This is a genomic window from Luteolibacter sp. AS25 (assembly GCF_046736275.1).
GTDB lineage: Bacteria > Verrucomicrobiota > Verrucomicrobiia > Verrucomicrobiales > Akkermansiaceae > Luteolibacter.
This window is the reverse complement of the sequence record NZ_CP151837.1, coordinates 1884185-1904162: the sequence shown is the minus strand read 5'-3', so window position 1 is coordinate 1904162 and position 19978 is coordinate 1884185. Positions and strand designations below refer to the sequence as shown.

At 49.9% G+C, this 19978-nt stretch carries 29 protein-coding genes; all 29 read left to right on the top strand.

The window, feature by feature from the left end:
- The first annotated feature begins 21 nt into the window (after positions 1 to 21).
- The 29 genes from AAGA79_RS08755 (at position 22) to AAGA79_RS08615 (ending at position 19896) form a co-directional block, all read left to right on the top strand.
- Positions 22 to 582, top strand: a complete 561-nt coding sequence (locus tag AAGA79_RS08755) for a hypothetical protein (protein WP_411825416.1) — start codon at positions 22 to 24, stop codon at positions 580 to 582.
- Positions 583 to 631: 49 nt separating this feature from the next.
- Entirely contained in the window at positions 632 to 931 is a 300-nt protein-coding gene (locus tag AAGA79_RS08750; RefSeq protein WP_411825415.1) for a hypothetical protein, read from the top strand.
- A 131-nt stretch (positions 932 to 1062) separates the two neighbouring features.
- Positions 1063 to 1680 carry a LysE family translocator gene (locus tag AAGA79_RS08745; protein ID WP_411825414.1) on the top strand — a complete coding sequence of 206 codons (618 nt, stop codon included), beginning with the start codon at positions 1063 to 1065 and terminating at the stop codon, positions 1678 to 1680.
- 95 nt (positions 1681 to 1775) lie between these two features.
- Entirely contained in the window at positions 1776 to 2177 is a 402-nt protein-coding gene (locus AAGA79_RS08740) for a VOC family protein (protein ID WP_411825413.1), read from the top strand.
- A gap of 96 nt (positions 2178 to 2273) precedes the next feature.
- Positions 2274 to 2771, top strand: coding sequence for a hypothetical protein (locus tag AAGA79_RS08735; protein WP_411825412.1), 498 nt, complete (start codon positions 2274 to 2276; stop codon positions 2769 to 2771).
- A gap of 813 nt (positions 2772 to 3584) precedes the next feature.
- Positions 3585 to 4142 carry a hypothetical protein gene (locus AAGA79_RS08730; protein WP_411825411.1) on the top strand — a complete coding sequence of 186 codons (558 nt, stop codon included), beginning with the start codon at positions 3585 to 3587 and terminating at the stop codon, positions 4140 to 4142.
- A 48-nt stretch (positions 4143 to 4190) separates the two neighbouring features.
- Entirely contained in the window at positions 4191 to 4568 is a 378-nt protein-coding gene (locus tag AAGA79_RS08725) for a hypothetical protein (RefSeq protein ID WP_411825410.1), read from the top strand.
- 109 nt (positions 4569 to 4677) lie between these two features.
- Positions 4678 to 5091, top strand: coding sequence for a hypothetical protein (locus AAGA79_RS08720; protein WP_411825409.1), 414 nt, complete (start codon positions 4678 to 4680; stop codon positions 5089 to 5091).
- A 112-nt stretch (positions 5092 to 5203) separates the two neighbouring features.
- Positions 5204 to 5662, top strand: coding sequence for a hypothetical protein (locus tag AAGA79_RS08715; RefSeq protein ID WP_411825408.1), 459 nt, complete (start codon positions 5204 to 5206; stop codon positions 5660 to 5662).
- 885 nt (positions 5663 to 6547) lie between these two features.
- Positions 6548 to 6946 (top strand): hypothetical protein, encoded by a 399-nt coding sequence (locus AAGA79_RS08710; protein WP_411825407.1) that lies wholly within the window; start codon positions 6548 to 6550, stop codon positions 6944 to 6946.
- A gap of 113 nt (positions 6947 to 7059) precedes the next feature.
- On the top strand, positions 7060 to 7461 hold the full coding sequence (locus tag AAGA79_RS08705) for a hypothetical protein (protein WP_411825406.1): 402 nt from the start codon (positions 7060 to 7062) through the stop codon (positions 7459 to 7461).
- 94 nt (positions 7462 to 7555) lie between these two features.
- Positions 7556 to 8122 carry a hypothetical protein gene (locus AAGA79_RS08700; protein WP_411825405.1) on the top strand — a complete coding sequence of 189 codons (567 nt, stop codon included), beginning with the start codon at positions 7556 to 7558 and terminating at the stop codon, positions 8120 to 8122.
- Between the two features lie 142 nt (positions 8123 to 8264).
- Positions 8265 to 8594 carry a hypothetical protein gene (locus tag AAGA79_RS08695; protein ID WP_411825404.1) on the top strand — a complete coding sequence of 110 codons (330 nt, stop codon included), beginning with the start codon at positions 8265 to 8267 and terminating at the stop codon, positions 8592 to 8594.
- Positions 8595 to 9340: 746 nt separating this feature from the next.
- Positions 9341 to 9817 carry a DUF4279 domain-containing protein gene (locus tag AAGA79_RS08690; RefSeq protein ID WP_411825403.1) on the top strand — a complete coding sequence of 159 codons (477 nt, stop codon included), beginning with the start codon at positions 9341 to 9343 and terminating at the stop codon, positions 9815 to 9817.
- Positions 9818 to 9866: 49 nt separating this feature from the next.
- Positions 9867 to 10478, top strand: a complete 612-nt coding sequence (locus AAGA79_RS08685) for a hypothetical protein (protein WP_411825402.1) — start codon at positions 9867 to 9869, stop codon at positions 10476 to 10478.
- A gap of 207 nt (positions 10479 to 10685) precedes the next feature.
- Positions 10686 to 11336: a PEP-CTERM sorting domain-containing protein gene (locus AAGA79_RS08680; RefSeq protein ID WP_411825401.1), complete on the top strand. Its 651-nt coding sequence runs from the start codon at positions 10686 to 10688 to the stop codon at positions 11334 to 11336.
- 690 nt (positions 11337 to 12026) lie between these two features.
- The gene (locus AAGA79_RS08675) at positions 12027 to 12245 is read left to right on the top strand and encodes a hypothetical protein (RefSeq protein WP_411825400.1); all 219 of its coding nucleotides are present in this window, start codon (positions 12027 to 12029) and stop codon (positions 12243 to 12245) included.
- Positions 12246 to 12301: 56 nt separating this feature from the next.
- On the top strand, positions 12302 to 12688 hold the full coding sequence (locus tag AAGA79_RS08670; protein ID WP_411825399.1) for a hypothetical protein: 387 nt from the start codon (positions 12302 to 12304) through the stop codon (positions 12686 to 12688).
- A gap of 98 nt (positions 12689 to 12786) precedes the next feature.
- The gene (locus AAGA79_RS08665) at positions 12787 to 13314 is read left to right on the top strand and encodes a hypothetical protein (RefSeq protein WP_411825398.1); all 528 of its coding nucleotides are present in this window, start codon (positions 12787 to 12789) and stop codon (positions 13312 to 13314) included.
- A 99-nt stretch (positions 13315 to 13413) separates the two neighbouring features.
- Complete coding sequence (locus tag AAGA79_RS08660) at positions 13414 to 13926, top strand: DUF6714 family protein (protein WP_411825397.1); 513 nt, start codon at positions 13414 to 13416, stop codon at positions 13924 to 13926.
- 89 nt (positions 13927 to 14015) lie between these two features.
- Positions 14016 to 14612: a hypothetical protein gene (locus AAGA79_RS08655; protein WP_411825396.1), complete on the top strand. Its 597-nt coding sequence runs from the start codon at positions 14016 to 14018 to the stop codon at positions 14610 to 14612.
- A 100-nt stretch (positions 14613 to 14712) separates the two neighbouring features.
- Complete coding sequence (locus tag AAGA79_RS08650) at positions 14713 to 15111, top strand: ExbD/TolR family protein (protein WP_411825395.1); 399 nt, start codon at positions 14713 to 14715, stop codon at positions 15109 to 15111.
- A 269-nt stretch (positions 15112 to 15380) separates the two neighbouring features.
- Positions 15381 to 16067, top strand: a complete 687-nt coding sequence (locus tag AAGA79_RS08645) for a hypothetical protein (protein ID WP_411825394.1) — start codon at positions 15381 to 15383, stop codon at positions 16065 to 16067.
- A gap of 52 nt (positions 16068 to 16119) precedes the next feature.
- Positions 16120 to 16680: a hypothetical protein gene (locus AAGA79_RS08640; protein ID WP_411825393.1), complete on the top strand. Its 561-nt coding sequence runs from the start codon at positions 16120 to 16122 to the stop codon at positions 16678 to 16680.
- A 403-nt stretch (positions 16681 to 17083) separates the two neighbouring features.
- On the top strand, positions 17084 to 17494 hold the full coding sequence (locus tag AAGA79_RS08635) for a hypothetical protein (protein WP_411825392.1): 411 nt from the start codon (positions 17084 to 17086) through the stop codon (positions 17492 to 17494).
- Between the two features lie 89 nt (positions 17495 to 17583).
- Positions 17584 to 18114: a hypothetical protein gene (locus AAGA79_RS08630; protein WP_411825391.1), complete on the top strand. Its 531-nt coding sequence runs from the start codon at positions 17584 to 17586 to the stop codon at positions 18112 to 18114.
- A gap of 118 nt (positions 18115 to 18232) precedes the next feature.
- Positions 18233 to 18721 (top strand): hypothetical protein, encoded by a 489-nt coding sequence (locus tag AAGA79_RS08625; RefSeq protein WP_411825390.1) that lies wholly within the window; start codon positions 18233 to 18235, stop codon positions 18719 to 18721.
- Positions 18722 to 19260: 539 nt separating this feature from the next.
- Positions 19261 to 19578 (top strand): hypothetical protein, encoded by a 318-nt coding sequence (locus tag AAGA79_RS08620; RefSeq protein ID WP_411825389.1) that lies wholly within the window; start codon positions 19261 to 19263, stop codon positions 19576 to 19578.
- Between the two features lie 168 nt (positions 19579 to 19746).
- A complete protein-coding gene (locus AAGA79_RS08615; RefSeq protein ID WP_411825388.1) occupies positions 19747 to 19896 on the top strand; it encodes a hypothetical protein in 150 nt (49 codons plus the stop codon).
- The last annotated feature ends 82 nt before the right edge of the window (positions 19897 to 19978 follow it).

The following is a 19978-nucleotide window of genomic DNA, read 5'->3' as shown; positions in this document are numbered from 1 at the left end:
CCTTTAACGTTCTCCAAAGAAATGAAGACAAGAAGTAGCTTGAGATGCCTCGTAGCAGTCCTGTGTATTTTCGTCTTCGCCGTTGAGACCCGCGGGGAGGCAGAAGCAACCGAGAACTTAGGCCTCGAAAGATGGGAAACATTCGTAACGACTCTAAAGCAATACCGAACGTTGTTGAATAACGGAACTAATGCTACCGAAGACACGAAGCGGGAGATTGACGAATACATCGAAGCCGACTCTAAGGCGCAGATGAAAAGTCTTAGAAGATTTTACTCCGGCAGATTGATGTTATTTGTAACACGAACAACAAAAGACACTCCTGGACTTCCGGAATCCGAATTGGCAAGCATGATTGGGAGTGGAATTACCGAGCTTGAGATGGCGCTTTGGGGAGCGCACAAAGATTTACCCAGTGAATCGACACTTAGCGATAAAGTGGATGTGATGATTCATTCCGCAGAGGAGATGAAGAAGATTTTCAATTCGTGGAGAATTCAGGGCGGAACCGCTCCTGAACCCAATGAATCAAACAAGGAGAACAAGGCGGAGATGGCGACGCCGAGGAAGCCGTCTGATTAATTTTGGGCTTCACACCGGCGCCGCCATTCCTATAACGTTCGCTAAAGAAATGAAGAAGACCATAGCACTGCTATTCTGCGCGATGCCAGTTCTCTTGCTCGTTGCTTTCTACATATGCCGACTGGGCTACAACATGCGAGATGCTCAAATTAGTGGCATGCTAATGATATTTCTCGGAATAGTCCTGAGCGTGGTCACTCCGACGATCTGCCTTCTGGTCATGTTGTTTAGAGGACGCCCGCTTCAATTTGGCTCGGGATTTGTTCTCTCCTTACTTTCGGGATTGGCATTTTGGGGCGTTCTTTACACAGATTATGGCGGGGAGATCCACAGTTTTTTTGCAGCTTAGCCGCTCTCATACTCACCAGAACCAATACAAAAACAAAGCGAACAAGGCGGAGATGGCGACTCCGAACCAGCCGTCTGATTAAATTCGGGCTTCTCACCGGAGCGCCATTCCTATAACGTTATGCAAAGAAAATGACGTTACTCGCAGCTCTCACACTTAGCTTAGTAATGGCCGCGCTTGCCGCAATACCAAGCGCTAGTGTCGCGCTTGTCATCACGAGGTCGGCGACCCATGGTGTCAAGAATGGTTCAGCTGTTGCTAGCGGGATCGTCGTTGGCGATCTCGTTTTCGTGACTATGGCGATATTCGGTATGAGCTTTTTGGCAGAAGCGATGGGAGCATTCTTTGCCATATTTAAGTATATCGGCGGAGCATATCTAATATGGCTAGGAGTCGGGCTCATACGTTCCAATCAGCAGGTATTACTACAGTCAGATTGCTGTCGTGGATCGACATTGCTTACAAGCTTTGCGTCAGGGCTGGTATTGACCCTCGGAGACGTGAAAGCGATTTTGTTCTATGCCAGTTTGTTCCCGGCATTCGTTGATATGGCGAGTCTCACAGTAGCAACTATTGCTATAATCGTGACGATTACGATTCTTGTCGTAGGAGGCGTAAAGCTCGTCTATGCATTCGCAGCACATAGCATTGTTTCTCGATTAGAGAGGCGGCACACTAAGAAGTGTATGCGCAAAACGGCAGGAGTACTTATGATCGGAGCAGGAACATATCTAATCGTAAAAGCATAACAAGTCGGAGATGGCGACGCCGAGGAAGCCGTCTGATTAATTTTGAGCTTTACACCGGCGCGCCATTCCTATGACGTTCTGCAAGAAAACCAAACATGCCAGCCAGACTTAATCTAACTGTCATTCGGAGCCGTGATATTGAGGCATCCTCGGAGTTTTATCGGTTAATCGGGCTTGAATTTGAGAAGCACCGCCATGGCAATTCGCCGGAGCATTACGCGTCCAGTTGCGGGGATTCCGTTTTTGAGATTTATCCAGCGACAGCGAAGTTTCCTCCCACAATAGGCACACGAATTGGATTTAGGGTAGATCGGTGCGATGACAGCGTTGCGATGCTAGAATCTGCGGGGCACTCAATAGCCTCCATGCCAAGCGATTCGCCATGGGGTCGCCGTGCAGTAGCAATCGACCCAGACGGACACAAGGTCGAGCTCATATCAGACAATCAACAACAAGCAGAACAAGTCGGAGATGGCGACGCCGAGGAAGCCGTCTGATTAAATTGGAGCTTTTCACCGGCGCGCCATTCCTATGACGTTAGGCAGAGAAATGAAGATTCCGCGATTCGCGTCCACAGTGCTAAGCTCGGCAACATGATTGCACTCGCCCTACTCTTTGGTTTTGCGATCCTGATGAACGGGAGCACATTCGCAGCGATACAGGGGCGATTCGCGCAGCAACTCGAACTTCCAGGATCAGCAGCGATCCCCTATATCCCATGGATCGCGGTGGTAGGATTTATCGCTGCGGTAATCGCGATTTCATCGATCAAGAAGACATGGATACGCTGGTGCTCATTCGTGATGGCGATACTACTTGCCAATGTGATCATCGCTTATCCAATCCTTCTGCTGAATCGAGGATCGAAGGTCGTTACCACCAAAGAACGGATTTCGAACGAAGATCTAGCGAGTTTCAAAGCAAGATTCCCAGTATTACTTGTCAGCTATTCCTCATCCAATGAAGGGAACGTTATTCGGGTTCGCAACGATCAGTATTCGCAGGAGATGCGGGAATATCTCAGCCAATTAACAACGAATATAAAGCCTAACAAGGCGGAGATGGCGACGCCGAGGAAGCCGTCTGATTAAATTCGAGGCTTCACACCGGCGCGCCATTCCTATAACGTTGGGCTTCGCGTGCTTGTTGCAGAGTTTAAGAGAAACTGGGTTGAGTTCCGATTCTCCTGTCAGTCAGATTGTTTCGCGCCTTTCAGTTCTCTTGCATGGCACACAAGATTAGGCATACTTGGCTTTTGGACTTGAACACGCGGAATTTGCGAGCTTTCTGTAGCATTGGCTTGAGCACCTGTCACTTAGAGCTTCACGGAGATCTAGATTCGTTCGCTATTCCACCCCAACAAGTCGGAGATGGCGACGCCGAGGAAGCCGTCTGATCAATTTTGAGCTTTACACCGGCGCGCCATTCCTCTGACGTTCTCCAATACAATAGAAAAACCCATGACTAAACCTATTGGGCACCCGCTCAAATACTACTGCCGCCGCTGGTAGCAACCGTGCCAGTGGGTATAGGCTATCTTGTCGGTGCGACATCGCCAGAGACTTTCCGCTACACTCACGGATATTTTGAGATTGCAGCCATGTTTGGATTCTTCGGAGCTGTTTTGTATTCAATCCGCCTATTCCTTATTCGGCGAGAGCGTGCTTTCATGATTCCTTTCCTTCTCAACGTTGGCTTAGTTCTACTCGTTCTTGGTGGAGGCGTGATCAGTTTCGTTCTGACATCGATCAACTAGGCACAACTAACCAAATCCAGGCTACAATTAGACTAATCCAAACAATGAAGACGGAGAACAAGCCGCAGATGGCGACGCCGAGGAAGCCGTCTGATCAATTTTGGACGTGCAAGCCGGCGCCGCCATTGCTATGGCGTTCTGCGAAGAAATGAAGATTCTTGTTACAGCCTTTCTCTTTGGTATCGCTCATGCCGAACCTGCTAAAGAATTGTGGCCAGAGAAGCCGTTTGAGCATGTTGTAGCGTATTGCTACACCCCATTTCGAGATGACCGCGGCAGCTCAATCACATTCGACGATGGCAGCCTTAACACTGGCATTATTCAGGCCACAACTGTGAGGCTCAACGCAGATCAGACGAACGAGCTGCGCAAGATTCTAAGCACGGATTCAGATTCCACGAACGGCGGAGTTCTATGCTATTATTCGCATCACGCATTCGTGTTCTACGATGCAGATTGGAAGGTCACGGCGTCGATCGACATTTGCTTCCAGTGTAGCGACTACAAGCACCGTTCTGGCACTGTTTCAGACTCAATTGATCTCGCCGTGCTGAAAGCATTTTGTTCTCGGATAGGGCTTCCGATGTTCAAGGACTCACCCGGATACTCGAAGCTCTTCGCTCAGGAACAGCCACCAAGACCAACTAAATCAACGAATAAGCAGAACAAGTCGGAGATGGCGACGCCGAGGAAGCCGTCTGATTGAATTCGATCTTTCCCCCGGCGCGCCATTCCTCTAACGTTCTCCAATAAAATGAAGACCATCCTACTGCTTCTGCTCGGCTTTCTTCTCGTATCCTGCGACAGATTTAATCGTGACGAACTGATAAGTCGGAGCTTCGACGCAGATCTTGGGGCACTCACAGCAGGAAGGAAGACCGATTACTCAGACGGACTTTTACTGGTGCATGGCGTTACTGATAGCGATCCCTTGTATGCGCAATTTTTCTCGAAGTCGTTCAGCAAAGGCGAAGTTCACCTTTCATTCGGAGACACCCAGTTTAACTCCAAAGACGTGGGTAAGATTCGTTATCGACTACTTGATTCATTCGATGGATACACGAAGACCATATTCTACATTCCGAGCCGTAAGATTCTTGGATTCGGATTCTCAGACGGACTTCTCAACTAGCTAAAAAACAACAAGCAGAACAAGGCGGAGATGGCGACGCCGAGGAAGCCGTCTGATCCATTTTTAGCTTTTCACCGGCGGCGCCATTCCTTAAACGTTATGCAAAGAAATGAAGACCATTCCTAATATTGCAGTCGCGATCCTGACCGCATCTCTCTGCGTATCGTGCGACAAGAGTTCCAGCGAGCCGATCCTTCGAGGAGGGTATGAGACTGCCAAGGTATCTGTGACTGTAGCACATGTGCCGACAACGAGTGGAGGCGGCGGTGTTATAGATACCGACCAAGGCGTAAGCGAACGCAAGCTTTGGGGAGAATCAGGCTCAGGCAAGAGAGCAGAGCGATATAGAATTAGAAACGTAACCGCGACGGGTTTTACACTCGAATACGAGATGACTATCGAGAACCCAATAGGTTCAACGCCGCGCCCATTTAATGGTAGGATTACAGTGCCATATGCTGAGTCCGTGACAGAGGAGATAACAGATGATTACACGCTCACCGTCTCCGCCAACAAACCATGAATGAGCATAACAAGTCGGAGATGGCGACGCCGAGGAAGCCGTCTGATCAATTTTGAGCTTCACCCCGGCGCCGCCATTCCTATAACGTTCGCCAAAGAAATATCTCCCACGAATGAGCAGATACAAGACATCGATCATTAAGCGTGGCATCGGCGTTCTACTGGCACTTTCACCATTTGCGCTAGCGATCATTTCTCTCTTTGCACAAAGCGAACCGTTTTTAGCCACGATCAGTATCATCGCCGCATTCCTCGCTTTGGCTTTTGCAGTGCTCAATTCGTGGCTTTCATTTTTGAGGCCGGTGCTTTGGGAGCGAAGACATGGCAACATAGATGACTACAAGTTCGTTTCCGGCTTGCCTGGAGTTGGAACCTTCTTAGCTATCTTGGCGACAGTTACGGGATTCGGAGGAACAGCCCCGTCCACAATCGCACTTATCGCATTGGCTCTCGATACCGGCAGCGTCCCGTGGTTCGTCTTTGCTACGTGGAGAGACAAGTCAATGTGGGACACCGAAGAGCAACAACAAGGCGAACAAGGCGGAGATGGCGACGCCGAGGAAGCCGTCTGATCAATTTTGAGCTTTTCCCCGGCGCCGCCATTCCTTTAACGTTCTGCAAGAAAATTAAGATGAGATGATAGCAAGCCTTCTATGGATTTTCGGAGCCCTAGGATTCGCATTTGGAGCCGGGTGGTTGGTTCCGATGACACAGGAACGGTGCAAAGTTGCAAAGCGGTGGGATCAACCAGAGTGGGCGAGCGGGTGGGAATATTCTCAGGCGTTCAAGATGATTCCAGACATGTTCTGGATCCTATACTTTTCCTTTTCATCCGTTCCGAAGAGACATAGGAGCCCAGAACGAGCGCGGGTTTTCAGTCACCTACAACAACATTGGACTTCACGACAAGAAATAAGGCTATCGTGCTACTTATTTTTGGTCTTTCTACTGTCGTTCGTGGCTTGTTTGCTTTACGGATCTTTCACCGCATTTCAGAAGTGAGATGGAACAACTAGACCATCCGAACAGAACAAAAAGAAGCAGAACAAGTCGGAGATGGCGACGCCGAGGAAGCCGTCTGATTAAATTGGACGTTGACACCGGCGCTCCATTCCTATGACGTTCGCCACAAAATCGGACAGTGTTTTTCCAAGTTGGCTTTGGTTGAGGGCGGATTCCTCTGTCTGTCAGATTGATGCGCGCTGAATCGTTCATAACCAACGGCTCAACCAACTGCATTCACAGTGGTCTAGCAGATGTATTTGCGCTGCTCCGTTCCGACGCATTGGCCTCGGGTTGGGACAGATTTCAGGAGACGTTTTCCGTCGAGGCAGGCTGTTAGAACCAAAACCGGGCGAACAAGTCGGAGATGGCGACGCCGAGGAAGCCGTCTGATTGAATTTGAGCTTTACACCGGCGCGCCATTTCTATGACGTTCTGCAAGAAATGAAGACTCTATGAAGCGATCTTTCATGATATCGATTGCAGCACTTGCCGCATTGCTTTTCGCGAGTAGCTGCGAGAGTAATAATGACAGAGTTAGAAGGGAAGTTGGCGAGACCCTTGAAGCCGTGACACCCGCCAAGATATTGAACGATGCTAACGACCTAGATGCGAGGCTCGGTGCATCAGAGGAACTTTCGATTCCGTTGGACACGCTACCCGCATCATTCGCAGTCTTTAATCCCGTAGAAGTCCGTCGCCATTACCCTGGTTCTTACTTCATCACTACTGCCATGTGGAATCAACATAGAACAGGTTTATGGATAGCGGCTCCGACCGAGGTGATTCCAACATCGACAAAGTATGTCACCTACAAGAAGCTCGCAGATCGACTCTACCTCCACCAAAACTAGTAAGATGAATCGAAGAAGCAGAACAAGTCGGAGATGGCGACGCCGAGGAAGCCGTCTGATTAGATTCAAGCTTTTCACCGGCGCGCCATTCCTATAACGTTCGCTACAAGAATATGCTGATCCGCCGCAAAAGACTTTTCATCGTCGGCATCCCGATTCTGATCGTAATCTGCATCGTCTGGTGGCTTTGGATTTCCCCGAGACTTTACCTAATAGGGATCGTCGGTGGTGCATGGAGTGACTACTCAGAGGTTCGCCATCAGAGAGGGGATGGCGAGAACGTCATATCATTCAAGTTCACCTCCGATAACTCGCGGACTAGACTCGTGGATCGACTCGAGTTCAGAGAGGGTGACGGCGGAGGGAACGTCGGAGCGATCGCGTCATCCGCTTTGAGTGCATGCGGCATCGAGCCACGCTATCACAGAAGATACATCAGCGGGCAGATTAACAACGGAGTTCTCATGCTCTTCCTTCATAATCGGGACGCAATCATTGTCCGAATTAACTACTAAGCGAACAAGGCGGAGATGGCGACGCCGAGGAAGCCGTCTGATCATTTTGGAAGTTGACCCCGGCGCCGCCATTCCTTAGACGTTCGGCAATGAAATGAAGAGAAGGTTGCGCATCATCCTAATCGTAGTCGCGGCGATTGTCGTAATACTGGCTTTTCGAGCTTATCCAGGAATTGGCATTGTTACGCATTGGAACTTGAGAGGAGCTGTCACTAATTTCGACAGACTTGAATCGTATATTCCCACAGGTGCACCGGAAGCATCCAAGCTAGGTCTGCCGCATCAATTCTTCGACGAATCTCATTTCTGGCAGAAGCTCCTATTTTCTAATCGATCGATTATCCACGGACACGCATTTCGTGCGGGCGACTGGATATCAAGCGCGGAGCTAGACGAGATTGGAGAGCTTCTCTCTGCTCCGGCTTCATACACACCATGGGGAGGCGAATCCATGTGCGGGGGCTTTCACGCTGATTTCTACTTCCGATGGAAGAATGGGCAAGATGAAGCTATTATTTGCCTAGGATGCGGAGAGGCTGTCCTAATCAGATCGGGTACAGAATTCCGCTGTAACATAGAAAGTTCGGTGCACGACAGGCTAATCGAAATATCAAAGAAAGCCGAACAAGGCGGAGATGGCGACGCCGAGGAAGCCGTCTGATTAAATTTGGGGCTTCCCACCGGCGACGCCATTCCTATAACGTTCGGTTAGAATTTCCATTGCTACACGCTTAGATAGTGATGGCAGGCTCTCCAAATAATATGCTAAGCACAGACAAGGCATTACAGTGACACACGAGAACATGATAACCGGACAGCCAGGCGAAGTTCGCGCTGCAATATTTTTCGTCAGAGAACACCAGTGGGAAGATTTCGTGGCTATGATGACTGATAGCGACAGTAATTTTGGGAGCTGGAACGAATGGAAAGCAGCGGTTGATAGAATGAGCCTGCGACTATCTTCGGACGGCGTTAGGGCAATTCGTGTTGATGTCAATCTCAACGAATTTCAATCTTGGTGCAAGCGGAACGGTGCCGAGATGAACGGTCAGTCGCGTGCACGATACGCCACCGAAGCAATCAATAAAGAAACCGAACAAGGCGGAGATGGCGACGCCGAGGAAGCCGTCTGATTAAATTTGGGGCTTTCCACCGGCGCCGCCATTCCTATAACGTTCGCGGAAGAAATTATCGATCTTCCCAGCTTACATTTTGGCGACACATCACCTCACTCAACGTTAGCGAAGCTAAAACCTCGCGCAGCAGGCTCGAACTTACCCTTTTCAGATTCTGAGAGCCACGCTGAATATTCGTTCCCTTTAGTAAGGCGAGGCAACGGCGTTGGATCGCTGGAATCACCGTCAAGAGGTTCGTGAACGTAAGTAATGACAATCTTATTGCCTGCTTCCAATCCGGTCGCCGTTCTAGCTACCGCGACCACTGTGGCTTCTACCGTCTCAAAGCTCTTGTCACCTTCACCCAAGGGAGTAATTCCCATCCTACTACTTACAACGCTTAGTATCCGGATTATGACCGCCTCTGCTGCGTTGCTCCGAAATAATTCCGCTGGAGTCGGTGGAACCTCGGCACCGGCTATGAGCGGCAACGACGCGACTAACGCTAAGAAACTCATTAGCCGTGCGAGTTTAGGCTGGTTATGAGAACTCATGCGATTTTCTTACGACACTTCGAATCAGATATCCAGTGCGTTCTTCCCGTCACCACCTTTTTGACTTTAGCATTTTTCACAGGTAGTTCGGAACAACCAAACAAAAAGATCGCGAACAAGTCGGAGATGGCGACGCCGAGGAAGCCGTCTGATTAAATTTGAACTTTACACCGGCGTGCCATTCCTATGACGTTCGCTAAAGAAATTTCCATGGCATGTTTACACCAGTCTGCAATCGCGCTTCGAATCGTCGGGGACGACCTTGTTCCGAGTGACATCACAGACCTGCTTGGTGCGACTCCGGACTATTCGTGCGCAAAGGGTGATACGGTCGTTAGTAAGAAGACCGGGAAGACGCGAACTCTGAAGTCCGGCATGTGGCAATTGAAGACGCAGGATTGTCAGCCGGAGAACATCAACGGTCAAATCCGTGAGATCCTAGAACGACTGACTGACGACATGGCAATCTGGGAGTCGCTAGCCAGCCAATATCATGTAGATCTTTTCTGTGGCCTCTTCATGAATTGCAGCAACGAAGGTTTGGATTTCACCGCAGGTTCCCTTTCAGCACTGGGAGAGCGGGGCATCAAGATTGCTCTGAACATTTACGCGCCATCCCAAGACGAACAAAATACAAAAAAAGCGAACAAGGCGGAGGAGCCGACGCCGAACCCGCCGTCTGATTAAATTCGGATCTTTTCACCGGCGCGGCTCTCCTTTAACGTTAGGCAATAAAATGAAGACCTCGTTCCTTCACGCCATCATTGGCTTGAGCCTCATCGCATCGATTTGCGCAGAAGATACTGTTTCGTCGAACGCGCTGGACGAAGCAGGGAACAATTATCTCAAGAAAATCGAAGAGGCGCAGGAAGAATATTTGAATGATGTTCGCGTGGCGCTTCGGAAGACGACCGTTATCGAAGTTTCAAGAATAGATTACCCAGGTAAGCGTCATCCCGATGTTTTTGACGATGGCAGCGATGAGTTATTTGTAGAGGAGCACCTGAACTGTGAGTTCAAGATTCTGGAGACTGCGCGCATCGACGAGGCGCAGAAGGTTACAGAATTCTTGAATGCAACGATCAACAACAAAGGTGGCGATATTCTAATGTTTCCATATTTCCCGACTATTGGATTCCGTTGTCTCGCCGGAGAATCCGAGCTTCTCACCGCAACTATAGATCTGAAGTCCTTTTCATTAAGGGTTGTATTTCCTGACGGCCAATGGACTCGCTTGGGCTTAGATATAAAGTCCACTGTGGCAATCCTCGAAGCAAAAGGGTTACAACTGCCAAAAAACGAGCCTAACAAGTCGGAGATGGCGACGCCGAGGAGTCCGTCTGATTAAATTCGGGCTTTTCACCGGCGCGCCATTCCTTTAACGTTCTGCAAAGTAAAAGACACGTTTGACGACGGCGCATCCTTTGGATGCAATCCGCTTTATGTGTTTGGCTCCTATCTATTTCCAGCTACGAGTTGACCAACTATGGCGCTCCCTAGATGGACGCTAATATTCATCTCTGTCGGATAATACGAGCTTCTTAACCTTGACGGAATGACGCGGAGGATTGATACGCGGCTGGTGAAAATTACCCTTACTTCCATCTTGTTAGTCCTTGGTCTTGGCAGTGCCCATGCGGCGGTTCTTCTCCATGGAGTCGCCATAGCGACCAACACCTCCCCGTTCAACACAACCCCTATAAGTAACCTCACCAACCGCGCGGGACTCTCCGGGAGCTACACCGCTGGTACGGATCTGGTCACCTACCTTGCAACCAATCCCACCGAGGCGGGAACCGCAGTCGCCAACGGCTACGTCGCCAGTCAAGCCAGTGGCACTTTCGACTTCGACCTAGGGAGCGTGGTCACGCTTTCCCATGTGATCATTTGGAACACAACATCCGGCGCCTCGAATCGACTGGGCGCGTTTGAGGTCCGGATTTCCAACACCTCGGATTTCGCCAGTTCCGCCCTAGTGGGTTCCTTCACCGCCGGAGCTTCTTCCGCCTTCCCCGTGGCTGCGGAAGCGTTCGATGTGACTGATACCCTCGGAAGATATGTCAGGATCAGCGGCACTTCTTCCGGAGGAAATTCACTCACGTTCATGGAGGTAGGCTTCGCAGGCGTGCCGGAGCCATCATCCGCCTTGCTCGCTGCTATCTCCCTCGCTGGTGCCGCCTTCCGCCGCAAACGGGTGGTGAATTAGCCAAGCTGCTCAGCTCAAATCGCCACTAGTGCGAGAGGTAGCTCCCAGCGAACAGAAGATCTAGCGAGACGCAAAGACAGGAATAATAAAGAAGCAGAACAAGTCGGAGATGGCGACGCCGAGGAAGCCGTCTGATCAATTTTGAGCTTCACCCCGGCGCCGCCATTCCTATAACGTTCTCCAATACAATAGAAAAACCCATGACTAAACCTATTGGGCACCCGCTCAAATACTACTGCCGCCGCTGGTAGCAACCGTGCCAGTGGGTATAGGCTATCTTGTCGGTGCGACATCGCCAGAGACTTTCCGCTACACTCACGGATATTTTGAGATTGCAGCCATGTTTGGATTCTTCGGAGCTGTTTTGTATTCAATCCGCCTATTCCTTATTCGGCGAGAGCGTGCTTTCATGATTCCTTTCCTTCTCAACGTTGGCTTAGTTCTACTCGTTCTTGGTGGAGGCGTGATCAGTTTCGTTCTGACATCGATCAACTAGGCACAACTAACCAAATCCAGGCTACAATTAGACTAATCCAAACAATGAAGACGGAGAACAAGCCGCAGATGGCGACGCCGAGGAAGCCGTCTGATCAATTTTGGACGTGCAAGCCGGCGCCGCCATTGCTATGGCGTTCGCCACAAAACCGGACAGTGATTTTCCCAGTCGGCTTTGGTTGAGGGCGGATTCCTATGTCAGTCAGATTGATTCTCGCTGAATCGTTCGCAACCAATGGCTCAACCAACTGCATTCACAGCGGTCAGTCAGATGAATTTGCACTTTTCCGTTCCGAAGCACTGGCTCGGGTTGGGGGACAGATTTCAGGAGACGTTTTCCGTGGATGCAAGCCGTCAGAACCAAACCGGGCGAACAAGGCGGAGATGGCGACGCCGAGGAAGCTCTCTGATTAAATTGGGGCTTCCCACCGGCGCCGCCATTCCTTTAACGTTAGGCAAAGAAAATCCCGATGAAAATCCACTGGATCATCCGCATTGTTACCGGCCTGATCGTTGCGTCATACGTTTACAATCGCGCACTTTCACTCCCACCCGGAACTGACCTTGCTCTCAGCACGTCAGAGAGACTTTACGCGCCACACAATGTAAGGCTCGTAGAGTTGACCAACGATAGCGATGAGAGCCCTAGGTTCATGCTATACGTTGATGATTCAGTTCCGTGGATGATCGCGTCCACGGGCATCGGTCTTGCATGGGTCGGTTTGCTGTCATTTCTGCCCTACTTTACCCGCCCGAATCCAGCAGACAACGGATCAGACTTTCTTGAAGAAGAGTGTAGCGCTGACGAGACTAGACCGTTCAATACGAGCACGATGGAACCAAAAGAAAAAGCCTAACAAGGCGGAGATGGCGACGCCGAACCCGCCGTCTGATTAAATTTGGGGCTTTTCACCCGCGCGCCATTCCTATAACGTTAGCGAAAGAAATAATACCTATGAAGATCATTCCGCTCCTCCTTTCATTACTATTAGCGACGCTATTCAGCGCTAAAGGAAGTGAGAACGTGCTGACCACCATCTACCAACCGATTGAGACCATGGTCGATGGATCCGTGGTGGTGAGAGAGGTTCCCTTCGTGACGAGCGGTGCTTTTCCGGAGGTGTTTTTCGACGCGATCACCCAGCCACACATTCCGCAGCAACAGACGCCTTCGCCAGCAGGAGACATCAATGTTGCTTCGAGAGCTGGTGTTTCACTACATTGCGAGTCGGCAGCAGCAGGACAGAAGAAGCTCTACATTACGTGGGATTTCACCAAGGCAGATCGACAGCTTGTGACCGAGGATCTCATCAACGCCCTGCTCAAGTGCCTCGAACGAACAGCAGGAGGGTCAATCATTTTGTATTCGAAGTTTGTTGAGGTGGATGAGTTTCCTGACTTCAGGAAGCTAGTCGAAGCCAAGTATCCGCCGCAGACAGCCCAGCAACTTGAAGAGGATAGCCACGCTCCATCCAAGAAATGAAGAACGCTAACAAGGCGGAGATGGCGACGCCGCGGAAGCCGTCTGATTGAAATGGGAGTTGCCACCGGCGCCGCCATTCCTTAGACGTTATGCAAGAAAATGAAGATTTCGCCGCCAGATGAATCGGCAAAAAGCGCGACTGATAGCAGTGCTTTGCGTTCGAGAATATGCGCTGCGTTTGAAGGAGTCACGTTGGGCAGAGGTGTTGGCCTTTATGAAGCACAAGGGGTTGACGATCACGAGAGCGCTGAGGTTCGTCAGCAACTTCGGGAGCGTGACGAGAAGGAGAACTGGGCACGAATCACGCCTGAAGATCTCAACAACTGCTACAGTAGTTTGAGTTTCTTTGATGCGGAGGGGATGCGATTTCATATTCCCGCCTACTTACTCGCGGATCTCGACGGCGAATACAAGTTCGACATGATCGCTGAGTTTACCAATTGGTGCGAACTCAAGAGACAGCAGTATTCGCTCTTATCGACTGTTCAGAGGGATGCCGTTTTAGATTATTTGAGATTTATGCAGGACAGACCGGGGAACTGGTTGGACGTGCATAAGATTGATTTCACGATCGAGACCTTCGGTGAGAGCGATCCAGATTCAACCAATTAAAGAAGCATAACAAGTCGGAGATGGCGACGCCGAGGAAGCCGTCTGATTAAATTCGAGCTTTTCACCGGCGCCGCCATTCCTTTAACGTTATGCAAGAAATGGAAGAACCCACGATAGACGAGCGCAGGCGTTGGTGGTCGTTCTGCTATTCGATAACCGCGATGAACAAAGCCAAGGCAGCGTGCGATCGTATTGCGGAGCATTGTGAGGACTGGGATCATCCACTTTTTGAACCTTTGGCACTGGCAGTTCACACCTTTTATTCGCGCCCATTTCTGAATAGCTATGGTGCAGGCCGACTGGAGGCTACCATTGTTCCAGAAGTTCAGAAGGGGATTCACGAATGGCTTACCCATTTCCGCAGCTCGTTTATGGCGCATACAGATGCGACCGAAGATCGTTGGGCGGGGCGCGTAATCAACGAAGTCGTCTATTACTGCGCTGGTGAGAAGATGGGATTTACGACACTTTACGGGCGTTCTCCGTTGTCTCAGTATGTTGATGCAGGGATTCATTGTTCGAAGATGGTTGAGGTTTTTCAGGCTAAGCTGACTGAGTTTTATCGTGATTACGGCCATTTGATGCCATTGGAGCAAGGTGAGTATTTACTATCCTTAGAGCCCGACTCCCCAACCTTTAGGCTGGGGCACATCACACCTGACCGAGACACTTTTATCTACAAATGAAGAAGCATAACAAGGCGGAGGAGGTGACGCCGATGAAGCTTTCTGATCAAGTTCGGAGCCGCCGCCCGACGACACCTCTCCTCTAACGTTCTCCAAGAAAATGTTCCCTCGATCGACAGTAGTATTTTGCATACTGAGCTTCTCGGTAATTCAAGCTCAGGAACAAGATTTTACTGATCCTGATGTTGCAGCACCGGTAGCTGAAAATTTGGAAGGGAGGCCGAGGTTGGCGATTGACGTCTCTGACGACGGAGATCTCTCGATTGATGGCGTAAGCTTTGACGATAAGCAGATCGCAGTGGTTTTCCGCCTCATTGCAGCACAGGAACCCCAAATCGTGCTTTTACTCCAAGCTAATTCGGTCGCCATGAAGCACACGCAGAGGATCTTGCGAATTGCCAACAAAGAGGGGATTAGTAGTGCCGTCTTTTCCCCGCTACAGAAACAAAAACCGGAGAACAAGGCGGAGATGGCGACGCCGAGGAAGCCTTCTGATTAAATTTGAGCTTCACCCCGGCGCCGCCATTGCTCAAACGTTGGGCAAGAAATACATGAAGACCATCATTCTCACGTTAATCCTCGCCGTAGTGGCAGCGAAGACTATCATGAGAAGAGTGTAACGATAGACGATTCAAGCCAACGAACAATCCATCTACAACTGAATCCAAAGAGGCAGAACAAGGCGGAGATGGCGACGCCGAGGAAGCCGTCTGATTAAATTTGGAGCTTTCCACCGGCGCCGCCATTCCTCTAACGTTCTGCAAAAAAATGAATCGTTTCAGTCGAGCCCTAATAAGATTCAAGATCCACAGGGCAAACCGGTGGCAACAGAGTAAGATGGGAGTCGATTGGTATCGTGCTTATATCAACGTCAAAACTGATTATGAAGTGGAGCGACTTACCACAGCTCCGGTTCCTGCCTATTCTGAGATCACCGGGGATTCATTTTTTGCCGGCGGTATACCATTCGAGGAGGGCGCGTTGGATTGGGATTCGACCAGCGAACGAACACTGGAGCAAACTCAGCTGGCAGGGTCACATACGCTTCTTAAGACCACCTTTGACGATGTTCGCTTGAAGCACTCCAGCGAGTATAGAGGGCCTCACGGAGGTCGGCGCTTTATTACCAAGATTTCCCTCTACTCTCGTCCATTACAGAAGGAGGAGGCTGATTCTGTTCACAGCGAGTTAGCGCACAAACTGATTGGTCATTTGGGAGATCCGACCTTCAGTAAGAGCTACGAGGCGTTCTATAAGACGCCCGCATTTACGGGCAGACTGTGGGACATGAAGTGTTATTTCGTTGTGCATTCCATGTGGCACGGCAAAGGCGACCAGCCTCATGCGTTTTTAGCGTTCCAGCGCAGCTACCATCCATCATCGGAACGCCTGCCTGAATTCTTCAAAGAATGGGCAGAACAAGGCGGAGATGGCGACGCCGAGGAAGCCGTCTGATTAAATTGGGAGTTGACTCCGGTGCGCCATTCCTATGACGTTCTACAAAGAAATGAAGACTAAACCAATCACCATCATTTGCCTGCTCTTAATCAGCGCAGGTCTCCACGCGGCACCAACAAAATTCAAAATTAGTCCTAAGTACGTGACATATACGGAGCTTGACCAACCTGCGATTTCTACAGGCGCGATCTCGGACGAAGAATTTCAGATCGTAATGCGCGGGCTCGCACGACAGAAGGGAACTGAGTTGAAGTCATTTCCTTCCATCACATTCGTATCCGATGGCAAGGCTCACGCCAAGGTAGGCCTTAATAAGGGGCAAGTGGACTATGAGATTGATGAGCATGAATCGTTCGATAGGTCGATCAGCGCGCGTATTGAAAAGACACCCCAAGGTTACAGAATTAAGGGAACCCTGACCATCGTCGTATCGCAAAAGACGATAGAGGATAATGAAGTTGCCAAGACAGCATCATTGGCCACCGAGACAACACTGTTCAATGTTGCATTCAAGCCTGGCGAAGTCGTCGTCATTGCAGAGAAGGAGAAGCTGATATTCATTCCAATCGATGAAGAAGTAGAACAAGTCGGAGATGGCGACGCCGAGTAAGCCGTCTGATTAATTTTAGGCTCGACCCCGGCGCGCCATTCCTATGACGTTCGTCAGAGAAATTGAGAGTTATGCGCTGGGTTTGATATTTCCGAATCGCTGAAATTTGGCACTGCTCTCGGCTTCCGGCTTGGGCAGTGGTCTTTGAGATTGGATCGCGCCATCGGATGGGTTCGGCGTATGGCATCATCGTTCGTTTATTTGGGGATCACATTTCGCAGCTTCTGGCTCGGGCTTTGCTCTTGGCAGATGGCTGGATTCTTTGCACGTTCCGTTGAGTCGAGCCGTCTTAGTCAGTCGGAATGAAGAGGACGAACAAGGCGCAGATGGCGACCCCGAACCCGCCGTTTGATTAAATTCAGGCTTTTCCCCGGGTCGCCATTGCTCTAACGTTAGTCAAGAAATGAACCGTTGGTCGACAACCGCTTGGATATTCCTTGCAGTAGAGTATGCGTCGCAAAAGACGCCTGCCAAGCTCGACGCAATCATCGGAACCGCAGACGCAATTAATCACGCGATACCGACGCAGAAGGAGTTACGGAGGTGCCTGGGGAGATTACAATCACGTGACCTCATTCGCAAAGACGGCAAGGCTTATTCCGTGACCCATGCGGGAAGAGGACTCGCAGATAGAAGCCGGAATAATACCAAAACCGTGTTTGAAGTCCTTTCTGCTCTAACTTTGGATCTCCCTGATGGAGGCGATGACCCAAAGGATGACGATATTACCGAAGATGCCGTTCGCGAGGGCTTCGAAAGTTACAAGAAGACATTCAACAGGCTCCTAGGAAAGATACAAAATGAAGAGGACTAACAAGGCGGAGATGGCGACGCCGAGGAAGCCGTCTGATCAATTTTGAGCTTTGCCCTGGCGCCGCAATTCCTATAACGTTCTCCAAAGAAATGCGCCGGTTTACCAAAATAGCACTAATCTCGATCACAGCTGTGTTGGTGACTCTCTTTGTTGCTTATCTCTTGTTCATGCGTGGCTTGAGAGAAGGCGCCACGTCGGAGAGGAGATCAAAAGAGATCGAGGTCACGCATGAATATGCCCAGGCGATGAGATCTGCAGGGTATCCGATTTCCGTGATACGCGCCTATAAGGCGAGCTCATATGATGGGTTGCATGGCGACGGTTCGAGTGTGGGCATATTTGCGCCATGTTACATGCTTTGGGATATGGACTGTGGTATCGATTCGTTTCGATATTCTGGCATTCCTTCGCACATCGAGCAATCGATACAGTTGCTTTCTCAGCTGGCAAAATCTGATCATCCAGCGACAATTGAGTCCGCCGTCCATGGAGTGGGTCACTTGATCGGCGAATTTAGGGATCGCTGCCTACCTCCTCTTGAATCGGTGATTTCGAGGACAGATATTCCAGAAGAGCTTAGAGAGTATGCAAGCCAAGCGATTCACCATTACATTCAATGAAGAAACCGAACAAGTCGGAGATGGCGACGCCGAGGAAGCCGTCTGATTAAATTTGGGGCTTTCCACCGGCGCCGCCATTCCTATAACGTTCGCTAACAAATTGAAAACACCATTTCACATGATCAGACTGATCGCACTCTCTACACTAGCTACCGTTTTCTCCCCGATTGCGGCCGCGGACACACTAAGCTGGGACTTTGATCACGGGTGGACAGACGGCCACCTAATAACGATCGATTCTGAGAAGAAGACAATAGCAATTAACGATCGAGAGCATAAGAAGGTTAAGAGCCTCAAGATGATGAATTCCAAGAACGTTATAGAATATTTGAGCCGCCTGATCGCAAAGATTGCTGAGGACGAAACCGGGCAGCAAGCTGACGATGGGACAGTTAACAAAATAGTTATCGTGTCCGATGGTGTAACGACAACTAAGGTAATCTACGGTGTTGGTCCTCCGGGAACAATAGCCTATAATGAGGGCTATGCTGTCGAGGACGAGTTGAAGAAGGCCAAAGACTTCAAAGCGTGTGCCGATGGATTTTTAGTAATAGACCTGCTATTCAAACTCCAGACCAAGTATTTCCCCGAATCCAAAGAGCAATAACTCCCAAAATTGAAACAAAGCGAACAAGGCGGAGATGGCGACGCCGAGGAAGCCGTCTGATTAAATTTGAGCTTTCCCCCGGCGCGCCATTCCTATAACGTTCTACAAGGAAATTTCCTATTCACATTGTCCAGATAGTTCCGAATCGTGGCTCGGATTTCGCCGAGTCTTCGTTCGTATGTATTAGCGCGGGTTTTGTAGAGTCACCGTTCGCTTGCATTCACTCGGGTTTCGCTGAGTCTCCGTTCGCGGGCATTGGCGTGGGTTGATCGGCTAGATTCTTTCGTGTTTATCCTAGATTCGGGCTGGCAGGGTTAGTCGGAAGAGAAGATGGTAGAACAAGTCGGAGATGGCGACGCCGAGGAAGCCGTCTGATTAAATTTGAGCTTGACCCCGGCGCGCCATTCCTATGACGTTCTGCAAGAAAAATACCGATGCCAAACTCATCATATGACACATCCCCGCAGATATTTCGCGAGGTGTGGTATCGTCCCAAAATCCGACCTTGGAGCATAATGGCTTACCGCGACGTTGGAACCTTGACTATCACGGAAGATCACATCGACTTCTGCGGGCGTTATGACCATTTCGTTTTGGATAGCGTTGATGATTTATCGTTCGGGACTGTCGGATTCGATCTGATGAATAGATGGGTTAAGGTGAAGTGCGGAGATCTTGAGGTGTGCTTCGCTGATGGTGGCTGGATGGGATGGAGAGACAAGTTCACCAAGAGCACGCGCAAGATTCTTCGAGCAATTATCGATAAGTATCCAGAAGATGAAGAGTCAAACCATCAAATGAAGAAGCAGAACAAGGCGGAGATGGCGACGCCGAGGAAGCCGTCTGATCAAATTTGAGCTTCATCCCGGCGCCGCCATTCCTCTAACGTTCGGCTAAGAAATCTAAATATGAAAATAACCATTCCAATAATCCTTGCTTGTTCACTCCTTGTTGGGTGTGACAAATCCAACAATAAGTTCGAACTTTTGGCTTCACCACATTCATCAAGTCACAAGCTATACAAAATGAACGTCGAAACCGGAGAGACTTGGATTCTGGATAACCAAGCGATTCAAAGTCCTTCAGATCCTCAGGACTTGGTCGGCATCGAAGGATGGCGAAAGATCGATGACATCGATATAGCAATACAGAACGCGAAAAAGACAGAAAACTAATAAAAAAGCCGAACAAGGCGGAGATGGCGACGCCGAGGAAGCCGTCTGATTAAATTTGAGCTTCACCCCGGCGCCGCCATTC